The organism is Variovorax sp. GW821-FHT09D07, assembly GCF_059416345.1.
Map to the genome: position 1 here is coordinate 1076058 of NZ_JBWKOY010000001.1, position 18626 is coordinate 1094683.

Genomic DNA, 18626 nt, shown 5'->3' on the forward strand with positions numbered 1-18626 from the left:
CGATTTCTCCTACTGGGTTGAGGAATGGGATGTCGATGCAGATGCGGATGGCAGAGGGGATGGAAACGAAGGGATGAGATCGGCGGCCCAAGCAAGGCCCTGCCGGCGCAGCCAGGCACCGGCGAAGTCCGTGCAGGGCACGGCGGCGAACATCTCGCCGATGGCCCGCTGGTCCTCTGGCGAGGAAGCACCCGCGAAGGCCAACGCCACCGGCCCGAGCCCGAGCTCGAAGACCCGGTTGCCCAGGCGGGACTGGTAGTAATAGTCGCGCTTGGGCTGCGCCGCGGCGACGATGTCGATCTGCCGGCGGTTGAGTCCGAAGCCCTCGTAGATCACCCGGATTTGCGGCTCCGTGGCCTGTGGGTTGGGCAGGAAGATCCGGCTGGCGCAACTCTCCACGATCGCCGGCGCGATGCTGGAGTTCTGGATGTCGGCCAGGCTCTGCGTCGCGAAGATCACCGAGACGTTCTTCTTGCGCAGCGTCTTGAGCCACTGTCGGATGCGCGCGGCGAACACCGGGTCGTCCAGGAACAGCCAGGCCTCGTCGAGGATCAGGAGGGTCGGCGCGCCGTCGAAGCGTTCGTCGAAGCGCGCGAACAGGTAGCTCAGCACGGCCAGCACGGCCGCCTTGCTGTGCATCAGCTCCTCCATCTCGAAACACTGGATGGAGGACGCCCCCAACCGGTCCTGGTCCGCATCCAGCAGCCGCCCGTGCGCGCCGCCGAGCACATACGGCGCCAGCGCCTGACGCAGGGCATTGGACTGCAGCAGCACCGCCAGGCCCGTCATCGTGCGTTGCTCGGGCGGTGCGGTGGCGAGGCTGGCCAGCGCGGACCACACCATCTCCCGCTCGGCCGGTCCGATCTCGAGGCCCTCCTGCCGAAGCCGACCTTCCACCCACTCCGCCGCCCAGGCGCGGTACCCGTCCTGATCAATGCGCGTCAGCGGCTGGAAGGCGATGGCACCGTCCGAGCCGAGGTCGTAGTGTTCGCCACCCAGTCCGAGGATCGTGGCGCGCATCGAGCGCCCCATGTCGAAGGCCAGGATGCGCGAGCCGGCATAGCGTCGGAACTGCAGCGCCAGCGTGGCCAGCAGCACCGACTTGCCCATGCCGGTCGGCCCCACCACCAGCGTGTGGCCGACGTCGCCGATGTGCGTGACTAGCCGGAACGGCGTCGCGCCATCGGTGCGCGTGACGATCAGCGGCGGGCCGTCGAGATGCGCATTGCGCTCGGGCCCGGCCCACACCGCCGACACCGGCATCATGTGCGCGAGGTTCAAGGTCGAGACGATGGGTTGGCGCACGTTCGCGTACGCGTGGCCCGGGACCGACGAGAGCCAGGCATCGACCGCGTTGAGGGTCTCGGGGATCGTCACGAAGCCGCGCCCCTGGATGGCCCGCTCGATCGCACGCAGCTTCTCGTCGGCCGCCGCTGCATCGGCATCGAGCACGGTCACTGTAGCCGTCACGTAGCCGAAGGCCACCTGGTCGCTGCCCAGTTCCTGCAGCGCGGCATCGGCATCGGCCGCCTTGTTCGAGGCGTCGGAGTCGACCAGCGGACTCTCCTGCTGGAAGATCGTCTCGCGCAACAGTGCGACGATGTTCTTGCGCTTGGCAAACCACTGGCGACGCAGACGCCCGAGCTCCCTCTCGGCCTCGGCCTTGTCCAGACAGAGGAAGCGGGTGCTCCAGCGGTAGGCAAAGCCCAGGCGGTTCAGGTCGTCGAGCAGGCCCGGCCAGGTCGAGGTCGGGAAGCCGCGCACCGACAGCACGCGAAGATGCCGGCTGCCGAGCATCGGCGCCAGCCCGCCCGTCAGCGGCTCGTCGGCCAGCAGCGCATCGAGATGCATCGCCACCTCGGGCACCGCGACCGCATGCCGGCGCGTGGAGATACAGCCGTGCAGGTGGGTCAAGGTCTGCGCATCGTCGAGCCAGGCGATCTCAGGCATCACGCCTTCGAGCAGACCGAGGAAGCGTTCGGTCTCGGAGGCAAAGGCTTCCAGCCGGCCCTTCCAGTCCGTCCCGTTCGACCCACCCTGCCCTTCCTCGCCTTGCGTCCGGGCGTTCTCGTAGAGCAGGCCCGCCGCGCGCGCTTTCGACTCCTCGGGCGGCAGGTACAGCAGCGTCAGGTGGTAGCGGCTCTCGAAGTGGCTGGCGTCTTCCTCGAAGGCGGCGCGGCGTTCCTCATCGACCAGCCAGGACAGCGGCTCCGGAAACGACGACTCCGGATAGCCGGCCGCCTCGCGCCGCTCGGCCTGAACGAACAGCGCCCAGCCCGAGCCGAGCCGGCGCAGCGCGTTGTTCAGGCGTGCCGAGGTGGCGACGAGCTCGCCCTGCGTGGCGCTGTCCAGGTCCGGCCCGCGGAACCGCGCCGTGCGCTGGAACGCGCCATCCTTGTTGAGCACAACCCCGGGCGCGACCAGGCCGGCCCAGGGCAGCCAGTCGGCCAGCAGCGCAGGGCGCTTGCGGTATTCGGCGAGGTTCAGCATGGCGTCTCCCCTCTGCGCCTATGCGTCCAGCAGCGGCCGCTGCTTGATGTGCCGCGCGAAGACCTGCATGAACTGCGGATCCAGTCGAGCGCCCCAGACGGCCAATGCATGACCCACCATCCACAGGGCGACACCGGGCAGCCACAGTTGCAGCCCCAGGCCCACGGCGGCGGCCAGCGTGCCGTTGGCGATCGCCACGGTGCGCGGCGCCCCGCCCATCAGGATCGGCTCGGTGAGGGAGCGGTGCAGCGGGATCTCGAAGCCGGGCAGAACACCCGGGGCCGTGCCCGGCGAAGCGCTCGCCGAGAAGGCGTTTGGCGCACTCATGCCAGCACCGCCCCGCCCGAGAAGCTGAAGAAGGTCAGGAAGAAGCTGGACGCGGCGAACGCGATCGACAGCCCGAACACGATCTGGATCAGCTTGCGAAAACCCCCCGAGGTGTCGCCGAAGGCCAGCGTCAGGCCAGTGGCGATGATGATGATCACCGCGACGATCTTGGCGACGGGCCCCTGGATCGAGTCGAGAATCGACTGCAGTGGCGCCTCCCAGGGCATGTTGGAGCCGGCCGCCTGTGCGGGCAACGCGACGGCCAGCAAGAGCGCTGCCGCAGCAGCCGTGTGCAGAAGCGGCTTTGCGGGACTGCGTGAAATCGTCATGACGGTTCTCCAGGAGACGATGGGGTTGAGGGGGCAGAGAAGGATGAAGAGAGCAAGGGGAAGCCAGGCACCGCCGAGGCATCGAGCTGGTAGCCGTGGCTGTCGTGGCCGATGACGCGCGCGATCTCGCGCACCCGCCGGGTGCGCCCGCGCCCGGCAATGAAGACGATGACGTGGACCGCCTCCGCAATCAGGGCGCGCGGCACGGTCACGGAGACTTCCTGCACCAGTTGCTCCAGCCGCGTGAGGGCGCCCTGCGCGGAGCCGGCATGCACGGTGGCGATCCCGCCCGGATGTCCGGTACCCCAGGCCTTGAGCAGGTCCAATGCTTCGGCGCCGCGCACCTCGCCAACCACGATGCGGTCGGGGCGCAGCCGCAATGTGGCGCGCACCAGGTCGGCCATGGTGGTCACACCCGGCTCGGTACGCATGCTCACATGGTCGTGCGAGCGGCATTGCAGCTCCACCGTGTCCTCGAGGATCAGCACACGGTCGTGCGTCTGGGCGATCTCGTCGAGCAGCGCGTTGGCCAGGGTGGTCTTGCCGGTGCTGGTGCCGCCGGCCACGACGATGTTCAGGCGCTCGCGCACCGCCTGCCGCAGGAACGCCGCCTGATCCTCGGTCAGGATCCCGTCGGCCACGTACTGCGCCAGGCTCATGATGCGCAGCGCCCGCTTGCGGATCGCGAACGAGGGCGCGCGCACCACCGGCGGCAGCACGCCCAGGAAGCGCTCGCCGGTCTCGGGCAGCTCGGCCGAAAGGATCGGCGCGCCGGGATGCACCTCGGCACGCACATGCGCGGCGACGAGGCGGATGATGCGTTCGGCCATGGGCGGCGGCAGCGCCGAGCCGGTCGGCTCGCGACCGGTGCCGAGCCGATCCACCCACAGCGAGCCATCCGGGTTGAGCATCACCTCCACCACTTCCGGATCCGCGAGGGCCGCCGCGATCTCCGGTCCCATGGCCGTGCGCAGCATGCGGATTCGCCGGGCCAGCGCGCTGTCCGCGGCGGCGCCGGTCAACGCGACGGAAGAAGAGTCAGGCGGCGGGACCATCAGCGGCCTCCTCCGATTCCCCCCGACCGGCCTGCATTGGCACTGCTTCGGGCTCGATCTCTTCATGGACTTCCCGCACCAGGCTGCGCCCGCGCTGCAGGTGGCGCCCGAGCTGCTCGATGAACTGGGCAAAGCGGGCACGCCCCTGCGCGCGGGCGGCTTCCTGCTGCCCTTCGGGCACGGGCAGCGAGACCGTGAGGAAGTAGCGCACGTACAGCGCGAGCGTCTCGATCAGCACGTTCTGGTCGCGCTCCAGCCGCTCGAACTGGCGCGAGAGTCGGTCCAGGCGCTTGGCGATCGCCGCCTCGCGCTGGTCACCCCCGTCGGGTGACAGGAACGACGCCAGCGCCGCCGCGATCACGGCAGACTTCGAGACGCCCTTGTGCACGGCCAGCTGATCCAGTCGTTTGGCATGCTCCGGCTCGATGAAGATGTTCAGGCGGGCGCGGCTCATAGCGCAATCCCGTCGTCAGGGTCCAGCGCCGCGAGGCGCGCGGTACGCGTGAGCTGACGGTCCACGTCCCGCGGACGCAGGGGAACGTCGTCCTCATCATCGAGCACCAACAAGCCGTCGTCCTCCGGCAGCGCCGGCGTGTCGCGCACAACCTCCAGTTCGGGCTTGAGTTGGTGGTCGCCTTCGTCGGCGAAGCCACCCGCGACGTCGGTCGACGAAGGCTCAGGCGCGACTAGCGGAACCAGCCCGCTCCAGTCGTCGGGCCGCACCATCGGCCTGTCCGCGTAGAGGCCTGAAGCCAGCACGGGCGGCGCCAGCACGCGCCGCGTGAAGTTGCGGTCCTGGTAGTAGCGCAGCTTCCTGGCCTTGATCGGCGGGTGGCCCGAGACCATCACCACCGCGTCATCCGGCGGCAACTGCATCACCTCGCCCGGCGTCAGCAGCGGCCGGGCCGTCTCTTGGCGCGAGACCATCAGGTGGCCCAACCACGGCGACAGGCGGTGCCCCGCGTAATTGCGTTGTGCGCGCAGCTCGGTGGCGGTGCCCAGCGCTTCCGAGATCCGCTTGGCCGTGCGCTCATCGTTGGTGGCGAAGGCGATGCGCACGTGGCAGTTGTCGAGGATCGAGTGGTTCAGGCCGTAGGCCTTGTCGATCTGATTCAGGGACTGTGCGATCAGGAAGGCGCGCAAGCCGTAGCCTGCCATGAAGGCCAACGCCGACTCGAAGAAGTCCAGCCGGCCCAAGGCCGGGAATTCGTCGAGCATCAGCAGCAGCTGGTGGCAGCGCGCGATGCCGTCCGAGCCGTCGAGCGATTCGGTCAGACGCCGGCCGACCTGGTTGAGAATCAGGCGGATCAGCGGTTTGGTGCGACTGATGTCCGAGGGCGGCACAACCAAGTACAGCGACACGGGATGCTGCGCCGAGATCAGGTCGGCGATGCGCCAGTCGCAACGCGAGGTGACTTCGGCCACCGTCGGGTCGCGGTACAGCCCCAGGAAAGACATGGCCGTGGACAGCACGCCCGAGCGCTCGTTCTCGCTCTTGTTGAGCACCTCGCGGGCGGCCGAGGCCACGACCGGATGGACTTCCTCGCCCAGGTGCCGCGTCGTCATCATCCGGTGCAGCGTGACCTCGAAGGGGCACGCAGGATCGGACAGAAAGTTGGCGACGCCGCGCAGCGTCTTGTCCTCGCCAGCATAGAGCACGTGCAGGATCGCGCCGACCAGCAGCGCATGCGAAGTCTTCTCCCAGTGGTTGCGGCGTTCCAGTGCGCCTTCGGGATCGACCAGGATGTCCGCGATGTTCTGCACGTCGCGCACTTCGTGGATACCGCGACGGACTTCCAGCAGTGGGTTGTAGGCGGCGGAGCGCGCGTCGGTCGGGTTGAACAGCAGGCAGTGCGAGAAGCGTGAGCGCCAGCCGGCGGTGAGCGACCAGTTCTCGCCCTTGATGTCATGGATCACGGCCGAGCCAGTCCAGGTGAGCAGAGTGGGAACGACCAAGCCGACGCCCTTGCCGGAGCGCGTCGGTGCGAAGGCCATCACATGCTCCGGGCCTTCGTGGCGCAAATAGATGCCCTCCTTATCGGGCCTCTTGCCGAGGAACACGCCTGCCGGCTTCGCCAGACCGGCCTTGGCGATCTCCTCACACACAGCCCAACGGGCGGATCCGTAGGTCGTGACGCGCCTGGCCATCCGCGCGCGCCATACCGCCATCGCAATGGCTGCGCCCGTGGCCGACATCCCGCTCGATGCGGCAATGGCCCCGCCGCGCTCGAACACCTGGGGCGCATAGGCGTCGTAGAGGTACCACCACTCGAACAGCTTCCATGGCTCGTAGACCGGCACGCCGGAAACCTCGAACCACCGGGGTCCGAGCCTTGGCTGGTAACCCAGCTCTTGCGCCGTCCACTGCGTGGCGCCCCACATCCCGCCCAGCGCGACGCCGAGCACCACGAAAATCTGTCCGAACAGGATGCCGGTCGCTGCTGTCGGCATAGGGCGCCACCTCCCAGGCGTATGTGTTCCAGCACATGCGTGCCACTGCGGCACACAGGCATGAGTCTGGAATAAAGCCGCCGCGCAACACACCCATGGAGGGGTGGCGTGGCGTACGCTGGCGTGGGGCTTGGCTGCTACTCCTTCTTCTGCTGGGTGCACGAGCCTTCAGGCTGTCTCGGCGGGGAGCATTCCAGCGGCAGCGCGGCGGGTCCATGGCCGTTGGGGCGAGGCCGTGCGCCAGGAAAAACGGGCACGTAACGCTCAGTTCACAACTGTGACGTGGGTAAGGAATCGTTGCAGTGATTCGGTCAAGCCGTTGCGCTGGTGCTTGTGCAACACATAGGTTGTGAAGTGCACCGGCTCGGCGAGCGGCACCACCACGACGTCCGTTCGCCGCAGTGCTCGCATGTGATCGGCGTCAGCCACGCCGACCCCCTGGCCCGCCGCCACACGGGTCAGGTAGCCGGTCAATGTGCGAGCTTCCCCGACGATTGTCGGAGTCACGGAATACTGCCGAAAAATTGCTCCCATCTGCTGGCACAGTCCTGGGTGGTAAGCCGCATTGCAGGCGATGGCGGGAAAAGACAACAGCTCGGCCAAGGAAACCGCCTCACGGCACGCAAGTTCGTGTGTCAATGGAAGCAACGCCACGATAGGGCTCATCCAGACCGGCTGCCGGGCAATGGCTTCATCATTCGGCAGACCGAAGGAAAAGGCTGCATCCACCTCCTCGCTGCGCAGCGCGGCCAGGAGTTCGTTCGTGCGCATCTCCGTTAGCTCCACCGGAATATCGGGGACAAGCCCCCGCCAGCGGGTCAGGCATTCGGCTAGCTTCGGCTGCACAGTGCTGTCGTCCACGCCGATGTGCAGGGGCTCGCGGTGGCGGGCATCGGTTTCTCGCACGACGCGCTTGGTGCGCTCCAGCCGAATGAAGAGCTTGCGCGCATGCTCGAGCAGCTTAGCGCCCGCGGGCGTGAGCTGCAGCTTACGAGGTGCACGAACGAAGAGCGTTACGCCCAACCGCTCCTCCAGATCCCGAATGGCGCGCGACAGCGGGGTCTGGTCGATGTGGACGCGCTCGGCTGCCTTCCGAAAGTTGAGCTCTTCGGCAACGGCGATGAAGTAGCGAAGGTGGCGCAGTTCAATCATGGATCACACAAAAACTGAGCCAGGTCGCGGTATTTAAGTCCTCAGAACTGTCGACGCTAGAAAGGCTCTGCCTACAGGCCACAAACCTTTTTAATCGCCGAAGCAATATCAGTCGCGCTGTCCGCTAATTCACAAACGACCACCGCGGCTTCGGATAGTTCGCGATGGCACAACGCCCAGCTATCCTGCGAAGACATAGGCTGTCTTGACGCCGGTGTAGAACTCTCGAGCGTGGCTCCCCTGCTCTCGCGGCCCGTAGCTCGACCCCTTGCGCCCGCCGAAGGGCACGTGGTAGTCCACCCCTGCGGTGGGGAGGTTGACCATCACCATGCCCGCTTGGGCCTGCTGCTTAAAGTGCGTGGCGTATTTCAACGAGGAGGTGCAGATGCCCGCGGAAAGGCCGAATTCGGTGTCATTGGCCAGCGCCAGCGCCTCGTCGTAGTCCTTGACCCGGATGACGCTCGCCACGGGGCCGAACACCTCTTCCCGGTTGATCGTCATCGACGGCAACGAATCCACCACCAGCGCGGGGCGCTGATAGAAGCCCGGAGTGGCGCGCTCCAGGCGTTCGCCCCCTATGACCTTGCCGCCTTCCTGGGCGGCGACGCTCACATAGTGCAGGTTACTTGCCAACTGGCGTTCGTCCACCACCGGTCCGATCTCGATTCCCTGCTGCAAGGCATGGCCTACGTTCAGCGCAGCGATACGATCTGCCACAGCCGCGACAAATCGATCATGGATGCCCTGGGTCACGATGATGCGACTGGATGCCGTGCAGCGCTGGCCTGTAGAGAAGTAGGCGCTTTGGACTGCGGAATTGACCGCCACGCCCAAGTCGGCATCGTCCAGAACGATCAGCGGGTTCTTACCGCCCATTTCGGCTTGCACCTTGGCGCCGCGCGCAGCGCAACTGGCGATGATCCGGCGGCCCGTGGCCACTGACCCGGTGAAACTTACCGCGTCAACGCGCTCATCGTTCACAAAGGTATTTCCAACCTGGCTGCCGGGTCCCATCACCAAATTGAACACACCCTTGGGTACGCCAGCGCGATGGAGGACATCAGCCAGCACCCAGCCGCACCCGGGCACCAGTTCAGCGGGCTTGAACACCACGCAGTTCCCGTAGGCCAGCGCAGGCGCTATCTTCCAGGCCGGGATGGCGATGGGGAAATTCCATGGCGCAATGAGCCCCACCACGCCCAACGGCTGGCGCAGGATCTCCACGCCCACGCCCGGGCGAACCGATGGCAACGCTTCGCCACCACAGCGCAGGGCCTCGCCAGCGAAGAACTTGAAAATCATGGCGGCGCGTACCGTTTCGCCAATGCCTTCGGGGAGGGTCTTCCCTTCCTCACGCGAGAGCAGGCGGCCGATCTCGTCCCTGCGCGCCAGGATCTCGTTTCCGACTGCATCCAACAAGTCGAAGCGCTGCTGCGACGTGCCCGCGGCCCACGCCGGAAAGGCTCGGCGCGCCGCGTCAACCGCGGCCGCGGCCTGCGCCGCATCAGCCTGGGCGTACTGGCCGATGATGTCAGTAGTGTCGGACGGGTTGATGTTGGACTGCCAGCTCACCCCTGGCACCCATTCGCCGTCAATGTAGTTGGCGTATTCAGCCATGGTCATTTACCCCAATGCAGTACCAGCGGATCAAGTCGCTTTGCAGCATCCAGCAGTCCGTCGCGCACGGCAGGCAGCATGACCGGGAAAGGATGGCGTGGCGCGTCACAGGAGATAACGCCGCCTTCCTTCATCAAGGCCTTCGCGGTGAGAATCCCCCCTTGCCGGTTCTCGTAGTTGATGAGCGGCAACCATTTGGCATACGCGGTCACGGCCGCTTCGCGGTTGCCACTCGCATAGGCGTCGACGATGGTGCGGATTCCATCGGGAAAGGCGCCGCCGGTCATCGCCCCGGTACAACCAGCATCCAGGTCGGCCAGCAAGGTGATGGCCTCTTCACCGTCCCAGGGCCCCTCGATGTCGTCGCCGCCGAGGCGGATCAGTTCGCGCAGCTTGGTCGCCGCGCCGGCCGTCTCGATCTTGAAGTAGGCGACCTGCTCGATCTCCCGCGCCATGCGCGCCAGGAACGCAGGTGAAAGCGGCGTACCCGCCATCGGCGCATCTTGGATCATGATGGGAATCGAGATCGCGTCTGAGAGACGGGCGTAGAACTCATAGATCTTGTCCTCGCTCACGCGGAGGGTCGCGCCGTGATAAGGCGGCATCACCATGACCATGGATGCGCCCATGGCCTGGGCGCGGCGGCTGCGTTCGGCGCAGACCTGGGTCCCAAAATGGGTAGTGGTCACGATCACTGGCACGCGGCCGGCCACGTGCTCCAGGATCGTACGGGTGAGCACCTCGCGGTCGTCATCGGACAGCACGAATTGCTCCGAGAAGTTCGCCAGAATGCACAGACCTGTGGAACCTGCGTCAATCATGAAGTCCACGCAGCGCTTTTGACTGACGAGGTCCAGTTCTCCGGACTGTGAAAAAGTTGTGGGCACGACAGGGAACACACCTCGATAGCGAGGATGGATGCGCGAAGGCTTCATTCGATGATCCAGAAAGGGTTGAAGTAGTCGATTGGGCGGATCATTCGGCAGTGATGCCGGCATCCTTGATCACCTTCCCCCAGCTTTCCAGTTCGCTGCCGGTGAAGTCGGCCAGTCGCTTCGGCGTCATGATGTCTACGGTCGTGCCGGCCTCCTCGGCCCTCCTGCGAATCTCCGGCATTTGCAAGATCTTGTTCACCTCGTCGTTGATTTGACGAATGATCTCGGGCGGTGTTCCCGCCGGCGCGTACAGCGCGAACCAGGAGTCCATCTCATAGCCATTCAATCCGGCTTCAGCGGCGGTTGGCACATTGGGCAGCGACGCGAGGCGTTTCGAACTCGCCACCGCCAGCCCCTTCAACTTGCCCGCCTGGATCTGGCTGATAAGAGTGGCAGGAGCCGTAATGACCAGATCCACAGAGCCGCCGAGCAGGTCTTGCACCGCAGGGGCAGCACCTTTGTAGGGGACGTGCGTCATGGAGGTCCCGGTCATCTGCTTGAGCAACTCCCCCGCAATGTGCTGAATCGATCCACTGCCTGCAGAGCCGAAGTTCAGCTTGCCAGGATTCGCCTTGGCGTATTGGATCAGTTCCTTCAGGCTGTTAACTGGCAAGCCCTGGCGCACTGCAATGAGCTGTGGTGCCCGCGTCAACATGGCCACGGGCGCGAAATCCTTGATCGGATCCCACCCGGATTTCTTGAACAAGTGAGGACTCCCCACTTGATAGCCACTGTAGGCAACCAGCAGTGTGTACCCATCCGGTTTGGCGCGCGCGACTGCAATGTTGGCGATGCTGCCGTTGGCCCCCGCCTTGTTGTCGACGACAACAGGCTGTCCGAACGCACGACCCAAGGCGTCTGCGATGAGACGGCCAGAGAAATCCGTCGTGCCCCCGGGTGCCCCGGGCACGACCAAGGTTATGGGCCTTTGCGGAAACTTCTCAGCGGCGAACAGAGTGGTCGCGGCGAAAAGCATTCCGGAGCCGCATCCAAGAAAATGACGTCGTTTCAAGATTGTCTCCTTCAGTGTTTTTTCGAAAAGTAGCGGCCCTAGCTACTTCCAAGTTCGAATGTCGACAAGATGCCCCGCAATGGCCGCTGCCGCAGCCATACCTGGCGACATGAGATGGGTCCGGCCCTTGTAGCCCTGGCGGCCCACAAAGTTCCTGTTGGACGTGGAGGCACAGCGCTCGCCAGGTTCAAGCCTGTCTTCGTTCATGGCGAGGCACATTGAGCAACCCGGTTCGCGCCATTCGAAGCCTGCGGCCTCGAAGACCTTGTCGAGACCTTCGGTCTCGGCCTCGCGTTTGACCTGCATCGAGCCCGGCACCACCATGGCCTGCAGCCCAGCGGCGACACGATGCCCACGCACGACATGTGCTGCCGCGCGCAGGTCGCTGATGCGGCCATTCGTGCAAGAGCCGATGAACACGCGATCGATCGCAATTTCCGTCATGCGCTGCCCCGCGCGCAGGCCCATGTACTCCAGTGCACGCCGCTTGCTTTCAGCCAATTCATCCGAATCCAGTTCCTCCGGATCGGGTATGCAGCCATCGATCCCGACAACGTCTTCGGGCGATGTACCCCAAGTCACAACGGGTGCTATCGAGCGTGCATCAATGTGCACCTCGAGATCGAATGTCGCGTCAACATCGGTCGTGAGCGTTCTCCAGTGAGCAAGCGCGGCCTCCCACTTTGCGCCTTGAGGCGCCTTCGGCCGGCCACGCACATAGGCGAAGGTTGTTTCATCAGGGGCGATGAGACCTGCCCGCGCACCTGCCTCGATGGACATATTGCACAGCGTCATTCGGGCTTCCATGTCCATTGCGCAGACAGCTTCACCAGAATACTCGATGACATGTCCGGTCGCGCCACTCGTTCCGATCCGTCCGATGACGGAAAGAATTAGGTCCTTTGCCGTCACATACTCAGGCAACATGCCGCTCACACAAACACGCATATTGAGCGCCTTCTTCTGAATCAGAGTCTGCGTGGCAAGCACATGCTCGACTTCGCTCGTGCCGATTCCGATCGCCAGCGCACCAAATGCTCCGTGCGTCGCCGTATGGCTGTCCCCGCAGACGAGCAACGCGCCCGGCAGGGTGAAGCCTTGTTCCGGACCAATAACGTGAACGATGCCTTGCCGGCTGTCGGTCTCATCGAAATACTCGACGCCGAACTCCGTGGTATTTCCTCTCAGCAACTTGATCTGCCTCGCGCTCTCGGCATCCTTGAGACCGAGATCACGCCGGGTAGTAGGCACGTTGTGATCGACGACTGCGAGCGTGCGCTCCGGAGATGACACGACGCGGTGCGCGGATCTCAGGCCTTCGAAGGCTTGTGGAGACGTCACCTCATGAATCAGATGCCGATCAACAAACAGAAGGCTGGAGCCATCCGGAAGCTTCGTGACCACATGAGAGTCCCAAAGCTTGTCATACAAAGTACGAGCGGAATTCATCGATCTGCCTCATGAATGGCTCAAAGCGACTCGCATTCCTTCTGGAACGCGCGCAGCACGGCATCGCCCATTCCAGCCGTTCCAACAACCTGCGACGTCGCCGATCGAATGTCGCCGGTGCGGATGCCCGATGCGAGGACGTTTCCAACGGCGACGTCAAGTCTGCCTGCGATATCCGGCCTTTCAAAGGTGTGCCGCAAGGCCATCGATAGAGATCCGATAGCGGCAATTGGATTGGCGAGATCCTTGCCAGCGATGTCCGGCGCCGATCCATGAATCGGCTCATACAGCGCTTTCCGTTTGCCAGTCACCGTATCCGGTGCTCCCAGCGCGGCAGAAGGCAGCATGCCAATAGAACCTGTGAGCATTGCCGCGACGTCCGAAAGAAGATCGCCGAAGAGGTTGTCCATGACCAGGACGTCGTACTGCTTGGGTGCTCGGACCAGTTGCATACCGCACGCGTCGGCGAGATGGTGCTCCAGTCCGACGTCAGGATATTCATCCGCCTGAAGTTGGGTCATCACCTGATGCCAAAGAACACCCGACTTCATCACGTTTCGCTTTTCGACGGACGTGACCTTGTTCCGTCGGGTGCGGGCGAGCTCAAACGCTACGCGCCCGATGCGCTGAATCTCGGACGTCGTATAGCGCTGCGTATCCGTCGCGGCGACCTGACCGTCTGGCAGACTTTCGATGAATTTGGGATCGTTGAAGTAGACGCCCCCCGTCAACTCGCGCACGATCATCATGTCCAGGCCTTCTATGACCTCTTGGCGCAAGGTTGAAGATCCCGCCAAAGCAGGAAAGCATTTGGCAGGACGCAGATTTGCAAAGAGCTCCAGTTCACGGCGGAACGTCAGCACGCCGAGCTCTGGGCGATTTTCGAAAGGCACCTTGCCGTCCCACTTCGGCCCGCCGACGGATCCGAAGAGCACAGCGTCGGCCTGACGCGCTCGTGTCACGGTTTCGGGTCGCACCGGGACGCCGAATGCGTCGATGGCCGCGCCTCCAGCGATGTCGTTCTCGAACTCAAATTGCAGCAGACCGGAACTGCTTATCCAAGACGCGATCTTCACGGCCTCGCGCGTTACCTCGGGGCCGATGCCGTCGCCGGGGACGACCAGGATCTTGAAAGACTTCATAGTGTCGATGTGTTGGGTTGTCAAAGCCAAGGGTGAGTTGCAGAACGCCGTTCTTTGAACTCGGAGATGTCAGCGACCAGAGCGAGGGATCTCGCGATCGGATCGCGCCCCTCTAAGAGGATCTGGCGGTCTCCGTCGCCAATGTTGAAAGGGACCTCCTTGCCATCAGGCAAGCCAATGCGGCGCACGTCGAGGTCAACGGACAGTTCGAGGGGCGTCTCGTCGTCCGAGAGTGAGAACAGCAAATCGAGGTCCGCCGGTGACACGCGAGCCGGCAGCATTCCGTTGTTGATGCAGTTCGAGTAGAAGATGTCGGCGAACGAACTGGAGACGATGCACGAGATGCCCCAGTCGAGTAGAGCCCATTGCGCATGCTCTCTCGATGAACCGCAGCCAAAGTTGTCTCCCGCGATCAGTATCGACGCCTGCGAAAATTCAGGCCTATTCAGAATGAAGAGAGGATCTAGAGTGCGATCATCCAGATACCTCAACTCGCGGAAAAGACCTTCCCCGAGACCCTTTCGAGTGACGTTCTTAAGGTATTGCTTCGGGATGATCAGATCTGTGTCGATATTGATCATCCGCAAACACGCGGCCTGTCCATGATGACGCCTGAATGGTTTCACGATAACCGCAAGTTTCGATTGAGAAACTGCCTGGAGGGATATCCTCCGACCGTCGCAATCGCTATGCGTGAATTATCAAAGTCGCGCTCAATCCGCGGAATGCGTCATTTGGCAACCAGGGTTCTTCGGCGGAGAACGCTGCACCTGCTACGTCAGTTCTAGTGCACCGCTTCGCGCTTGCTGCCAGCAATCAAGTGATCGACAAGAAGTCGAGAGTCCTCAGTCAACTTTTCCATGTCTCCAACTCCGATCTGCAGGTTCGCACTGCCCAAAGATCCTGCAGCTCAATAGATGAGCCCTTCCTGCCTTGAACTGCCCCTTAGAAGTCGTACGACTTCAAGGGGTTTCATGGGAAGATACAAAGCGACGTTCAAGCTCGAGGTCGTCAAGGGCTTTCTGGGCGGTAAAGGCCGAGCGAGGCTACTGGCGAGGCGGGATCAGTGCCCGGGCAGAAAGTCTGCATTGGGAGAAGGTGCTGTAGGCCTGGATCGCCAGGACCTCATGGCGCCGGCACCGGTTAAAGGCGGCGGTATTCGAAGGAATGGAGAGTCAGGTCTGTGGCGTCGCAGTACCGCGCAGGCGCGATACCGCAACTGCCTCGCGCAAACGCCCGTTGTCTTCGGCGAGCCTGGCAAAACGATGCAGGAATTCCCGACCGGCCATGCGCCCTCGCGGCGTGCCAAGGGCGAAGTGCTCGTGTCCCCACGCGCCGGGCAGAACCCGCGCTCCGGGCACCTGGTCGGCCAGTTCAAACAGGATGGCCTTGTTCGTGGCAAACCCATCGAGTTGCCCTGCGCTCAGCAAGCGGGCCGCCTCGTCCAGGGTCGCAATCGGAACCAACTCGGCTGAGGGGTATTTCGGTTTGAGCTCGGCGCCCGTGGAACTACCGACGTTGATGCCAATGCGCAGCGGCAGCCCTTCCAAGGCGGCCAGTTCAACGTGTGGCGAGCTACCCGGCACCAGGATGCTCTTTTCAACGTCCACCAGCGCATCGGTGAATTCGATGAAGCGGGCGCGCGCAGGCGTGGCGTTGGTGAAGACCAAGTCGACCTCAGCAGCCTCCACGGCCGCCAGCACGTCGGCATTCTTGGGGAACACGATCGGCCGGAACACGACCCCCAGGGCGTCGGCGACCGAACGTCCCAGCAGGAAGCCCACGCCCCGGTCGAGTTCGCCCTCGGCGCCCTGGAGATAGGAGGATGGACTGCCCCGGTAGACCCCAACACGCAGCGTTCCATCGGGTGCCAGGTCGCTACGGCCGGAGGCGATCGCTTCCGGCCAGTCGAGCGGGGAGCGGTCGGCCACTTCCGACGATATGTGAGAGGTGACGTGTGCGTTCATGTCGGTCTTGCCCAAAAGTAGTGAAGCGAAAGAAGAGGCGCAGCATCTGCAAGCGCAAGGAACGGGAAGCCGGTCAATCGACCGAGATGTGCATCTTCTTGACGAAGGGCACCCAGCGGCGGAACTCCGCCTGGGTGAAGGCCAGGGTGCTCTCAGGCGTCTGCTTCGCCACAGGCAGCATCCCCTGCTCCTCCAGCTTCGCGATCACCTCGTGTTTGGCCATGATCTTGTTGACGGCCGCGCAGAGAGTGTCGGTCACGGAACTTGGCGTGCCCTTAGGCACGAACAGGCAGTTCCAGGAATAGGCGTCGAACTTCGAGAAGCCGGCCTCCGCCACCGTGGGTACGCTGGGCAACGCCTTCAGCCGGCTGGGCGACACGGAGGCCAAGGCCACAACCTTGCCCGACTTGATGTGCTCCAGCACGGTGGTCGGCGAAGTGAAGAGGATGCCGATGTTGCCCGCAAGCAAGTCGACAACAGCTTGCGAAACCCCCTTGTAGGGCACATGCGTGGCCTGCGTGCCCGTCTGCTCGAGGAACAGCGCCAGTGCGATGTGGCTGGACGTTCCATTGCCCGCCGAACCGTAGTTGAACTTGCCCGGACTGGCCTTCAGCAGGGCCACCAGGCCCTTGAGATCACGCACCCCCAGCGACGGCGACACCACGATGGCACCGGGGACCAGGGTAGTCATCGCGGCGGGAACGAGGTCGGTCAGCGGGTCGTAGCCGATGCTGCGGTAGACGGCGGCGTTGAGGGCGAAGGTCGACAGCGAGCCCGCCAGCAGCGTGTAGCCGTCCGGTGCTGCCTTCACGACCATGTTGCTACCGATGTTGCCGCCCGCGCCGGGCCGGTTGTCGACGATGAAGCTCTGGCCCAGTACATCCCGCAAGTTCTGGGCGAAGAGACGGGTGATGAAGTCGGTCGTACCGCCTGCCGCATAGGGCGCGATGATCCGGACCGGATGGTCGGGATAACGCGCCGCCATGGTACGGCCGGCAAAGGTGCAGGCACTGGCGGCTGCGAACGTGGTCAGGAAATGGCGGCGATCCAGATGCATGCGGTGTCTCCAGGGATTGATCAACTGAGTGCGAAGAAGGCCGGGCCTTGGTCCGCGTGAAGGATCGAAGCGTCGACCGAGTCGATGTCGCATACGCCGAGCGACGCCATGTTCCGCCGCACCTCCTCCTTAAGGAGCCCAATGCAGTGGCCGACGCCAGCTTCTCCGCCAACGGCGGCTGCGTACATGAACGGTCGGGCGACGAAAACGAAGTCAGCTCCCAGGGCCAGCGCCTTGAGCACATCGCCGCCACGGCGGACGCCGCCGTCGTATATCACCTTCATCGCGCCGGCGGCTTCGGCCACGGCCGTCAGAACCTTCAACGGCGCGACGGCACCATCGAGCTGCCTCCCTCCGTGGTTGGACACGACGATGCCGTCGACTCCAAGCTGGGCTGCCGTGCGTGCGTCGCCGGGGTGCAGGACCCCCTTGATCACTAGATTTCCACGCCAAGCCGCGCGCATGGCCTTGACGTGTTCCCAGTTGAGCGAGTCGCGATTGAACTGCCGGGCGGCCTGAGAGGAAATCACCGGCACGCCGCGGCCCTTCTCGGTGTTCTCGAAGCACGGGATGCCCTGGCGCAGCAAGGTTCGCAGCAGGTTGCCGACGAGCCAGCGGGGGTGGGTGAGGCCCTGGTAAGCCAACTTGGCACTGGGCCGCAGCGGTGTCGAGAAGCCGGCGCGGATGTTGTTCTCGCGATTGGCCCGCGCAGCGGTGTCGGCAGTCAGCACAAGCGTCTCATAGCCCGCCTTCTGGGCGCGTGCGGCCGTACCCCGGATCAGTTCGACGTCGCCAGGCAGGTAGACCTGGAACCAGGCGTTGCCGCGGCCGGCCTCGGCCACCGCTTCCATGGGCGTGAGCGATGCGCCGCTGAGCACCATGGGCAGGCCGGCTTGCGCGGCCGCACTGGCCATCACACAGTCGCCGTCGTACGCGATGAGCGCCGCGATCCCCATGGGCCCGATGCCGAAAGGCGCCGCATACTCCCGGCCGAACAGCGTGGTGGCGGTACTGCGCCCGGAGACATCTTTCAGCACCCGAGGCTGGAATTCATGGAATTGAAAAGCCCTTAGATTTTCTTCGCGCGAGTGATTGTCTTCGACGCCGCCGGAAACATAGGCATACAGCGGGTGCGGCAGATATTTTTGGGCAGCCACTTCGAAATCGGCCAGCGACAGATATTTTCGCAACCTGGCCTTGTGTTTCTTGGCTGCATCCAGTGGATTGAGCTCAGGCTGAATTGCCGCAATCGGCGGCCGTTTTGCGATCGGGTTTGAAAAAGGATGAGAACAGAATTCTTTGCGATCCATGATGCAGTTGCGACACATGCCATCTGCAATGAGGATGAGCACGGGAACGGAATTTTGGCGTGGCTGCACGGATCGCGAAAGCAACATTTTTACGGCCTACCCCAACAATTTATTGGGGTCTTCCAGACGTCTGGCGGATCGGATATGTACCGTCCGAAACTATCTTCTCGATTCTGGAGTCTTGCACCACGCCGCTCCACTTCTTGATATCGGAAAGCTGAAGTGTTCGCATGGACTGGGAGTCGCCATACAGTCGTGGCTCGTGGAATTTCTTTGTGGCGTTCGGCAAAGAAGCTTAAGCTGGCTAGGTCCCGCCGCCTCCCGTGGGGCTAC

At 63.9% G+C, this 18626-nt stretch carries 16 protein-coding genes; all 16 read right to left on the reverse strand.

The genetic code is table 11. From position 1 onward, the window contains the following. Positions 1-9 precede the first annotated feature (9 nt). The 16 genes from trbE to AC07OX_RS04935 all read right to left on the reverse strand — a co-directional run bounded on the left by trbE (position 10) and on the right by AC07OX_RS04935 (position 18335). A complete protein-coding gene (trbE, locus tag AC07OX_RS04860; RefSeq protein WP_495260076.1) occupies positions 10-2490 on the reverse strand; it encodes a conjugal transfer protein TrbE in 2481 nt (826 codons plus the stop codon). A gap of 18 nt (positions 2491-2508) precedes the next feature. Continuing rightward, entirely contained in the window at positions 2509-2817 is a 309-nt protein-coding gene (locus AC07OX_RS04865) for a VirB3 family type IV secretion system protein (RefSeq protein WP_495260077.1), read from the reverse strand. Next, positions 2814-3146 carry a TrbC/VirB2 family type IV secretion system protein gene (locus AC07OX_RS04870; protein ID WP_495260078.1) on the reverse strand — a complete coding sequence of 111 codons (333 nt, stop codon included), beginning with the start codon at positions 3144-3146 and terminating at the stop codon, positions 2814-2816. Before AC07OX_RS04870 ends, AC07OX_RS04865 begins: the two co-directional genes overlap by 4 nt. Further along, the gene (gene trbB / locus AC07OX_RS04875; protein ID WP_495260079.1) at positions 3143-4201 is read right to left on the reverse strand and encodes a P-type conjugative transfer ATPase TrbB; all 1059 of its coding nucleotides are present in this window, start codon (positions 4199-4201) and stop codon (positions 3143-3145) included. The genes AC07OX_RS04870 and trbB overlap by 4 nt, the downstream gene beginning before the upstream one ends. Continuing rightward, on the reverse strand, positions 4185-4655 hold the full coding sequence (locus AC07OX_RS04880; protein ID WP_495260080.1) for a CopG family transcriptional regulator: 471 nt from the start codon (positions 4653-4655) through the stop codon (positions 4185-4187). The genes trbB and AC07OX_RS04880 overlap by 17 nt, the downstream gene beginning before the upstream one ends. Continuing rightward, positions 4652-6652: a conjugal transfer protein TraG gene (locus tag AC07OX_RS04885; protein WP_495260081.1), complete on the reverse strand. Its 2001-nt coding sequence runs from the start codon at positions 6650-6652 to the stop codon at positions 4652-4654. The genes AC07OX_RS04880 and AC07OX_RS04885 overlap by 4 nt, the downstream gene beginning before the upstream one ends. Before the next feature lie 264 nt (positions 6653-6916). Beyond that, on the reverse strand, positions 6917-7804 hold the full coding sequence (locus AC07OX_RS04890; RefSeq protein WP_495260082.1) for a LysR family transcriptional regulator: 888 nt from the start codon (positions 7802-7804) through the stop codon (positions 6917-6919). A gap of 180 nt (positions 7805-7984) precedes the next feature. Then, positions 7985-9421, reverse strand: a complete 1437-nt coding sequence (locus AC07OX_RS04895; protein ID WP_495260083.1) for an aldehyde dehydrogenase family protein — start codon at positions 9419-9421, stop codon at positions 7985-7987. 2 nt (positions 9422-9423) lie between these two features. Beyond that, entirely contained in the window at positions 9424-10356 is a 933-nt protein-coding gene (locus AC07OX_RS04900) for a dihydrodipicolinate synthase family protein (protein ID WP_495260084.1), read from the reverse strand. A gap of 40 nt (positions 10357-10396) precedes the next feature. After that, positions 10397-11332: a Bug family tripartite tricarboxylate transporter substrate binding protein gene (locus AC07OX_RS04905; protein WP_495260405.1), complete on the reverse strand. Its 936-nt coding sequence runs from the start codon at positions 11330-11332 to the stop codon at positions 10397-10399. Between the two features lie 78 nt (positions 11333-11410). Continuing rightward, complete coding sequence (gene leuC, locus AC07OX_RS04910; RefSeq protein ID WP_495260085.1) at positions 11411-12817, reverse strand: 3-isopropylmalate dehydratase large subunit; 1407 nt, start codon at positions 12815-12817, stop codon at positions 11411-11413. Between the two features lie 20 nt (positions 12818-12837). Continuing rightward, on the reverse strand, positions 12838-13959 hold the full coding sequence (gene leuB, locus AC07OX_RS04915; RefSeq protein WP_495260086.1) for a 3-isopropylmalate dehydrogenase: 1122 nt from the start codon (positions 13957-13959) through the stop codon (positions 12838-12840). Positions 13960-13979: 20 nt separating this feature from the next. Continuing rightward, the gene (gene leuD / locus AC07OX_RS04920; RefSeq protein WP_495260087.1) at positions 13980-14585 is read right to left on the reverse strand and encodes a 3-isopropylmalate dehydratase small subunit; all 606 of its coding nucleotides are present in this window, start codon (positions 14583-14585) and stop codon (positions 13980-13982) included. Positions 14586-15134: 549 nt separating this feature from the next. Further along, positions 15135-15926, reverse strand: coding sequence for a type 2 periplasmic-binding domain-containing protein (locus AC07OX_RS04925; RefSeq protein WP_495260088.1), 792 nt, complete (start codon positions 15924-15926; stop codon positions 15135-15137). Positions 15927-15999: 73 nt separating this feature from the next. After that, complete coding sequence (locus AC07OX_RS04930; RefSeq protein WP_495260089.1) at positions 16000-16983, reverse strand: Bug family tripartite tricarboxylate transporter substrate binding protein; 984 nt, start codon at positions 16981-16983, stop codon at positions 16000-16002. Positions 16984-17003: 20 nt separating this feature from the next. After that, positions 17004-18335, reverse strand: a complete 1332-nt coding sequence (locus tag AC07OX_RS04935; protein ID WP_495260090.1) for an alpha-hydroxy acid oxidase — start codon at positions 18333-18335, stop codon at positions 17004-17006. Between the last annotated feature and the right edge of the window lie 291 nt (positions 18336-18626).

Bases quoted from the DNA above. Each gene is read 5' to 3' on its own strand.
- trbE (WP_495260076.1), bottom strand. From the start codon at position 2,490: ATGCTGAACCTCGCCGAATACCGCAAGCGCCCTGCGCTGCTGGCCGAC.
- AC07OX_RS04865 (WP_495260077.1), bottom strand. From the start codon at position 2,817: ATGAGTGCGCCAAACGCCTTCTCGGCGAGCGCTTCGCCGGGCACGGCC.
- AC07OX_RS04870 (WP_495260078.1), bottom strand. From the start codon at position 3,146: ATGACGATTTCACGCAGTCCCGCAAAGCCGCTTCTGCACACGGCTGCT.
- trbB (WP_495260079.1), bottom strand. From the start codon at position 4,201: ATGGTCCCGCCGCCTGACTCTTCTTCCGTCGCGTTGACCGGCGCCGCC.
- AC07OX_RS04880 (WP_495260080.1), bottom strand. From the start codon at position 4,655: ATGAGCCGCGCCCGCCTGAACATCTTCATCGAGCCGGAGCATGCCAAA.
- AC07OX_RS04885 (WP_495260081.1), bottom strand. From the start codon at position 6,652: ATGCCGACAGCAGCGACCGGCATCCTGTTCGGACAGATTTTCGTGGTG.
- AC07OX_RS04890 (WP_495260082.1), bottom strand. From the start codon at position 7,804: ATGATTGAACTGCGCCACCTTCGCTACTTCATCGCCGTTGCCGAAGAG.
- AC07OX_RS04895 (WP_495260083.1), bottom strand. From the start codon at position 9,421: ATGGCTGAATACGCCAACTACATTGACGGCGAATGGGTGCCAGGGGTG.
- AC07OX_RS04900 (WP_495260084.1), bottom strand. From the start codon at position 10,356: ATGAAGCCTTCGCGCATCCATCCTCGCTATCGAGGTGTGTTCCCTGTC.
- AC07OX_RS04905 (WP_495260405.1), bottom strand. From the start codon at position 11,332: ATGCTTTTCGCCGCGACCACTCTGTTCGCCGCTGAGAAGTTTCCGCAA.
- leuC (WP_495260085.1), bottom strand. From the start codon at position 12,817: ATGAATTCCGCTCGTACTTTGTATGACAAGCTTTGGGACTCTCATGTG.
- leuB (WP_495260086.1), bottom strand. From the start codon at position 13,959: ATGAAGTCTTTCAAGATCCTGGTCGTCCCCGGCGACGGCATCGGCCCC.
- AC07OX_RS04925 (WP_495260088.1), bottom strand. From the start codon at position 15,926: ATGAACGCACACGTCACCTCTCACATATCGTCGGAAGTGGCCGACCGC.
- AC07OX_RS04930 (WP_495260089.1), bottom strand. From the start codon at position 16,983: ATGCATCTGGATCGCCGCCATTTCCTGACCACGTTCGCAGCCGCCAGT.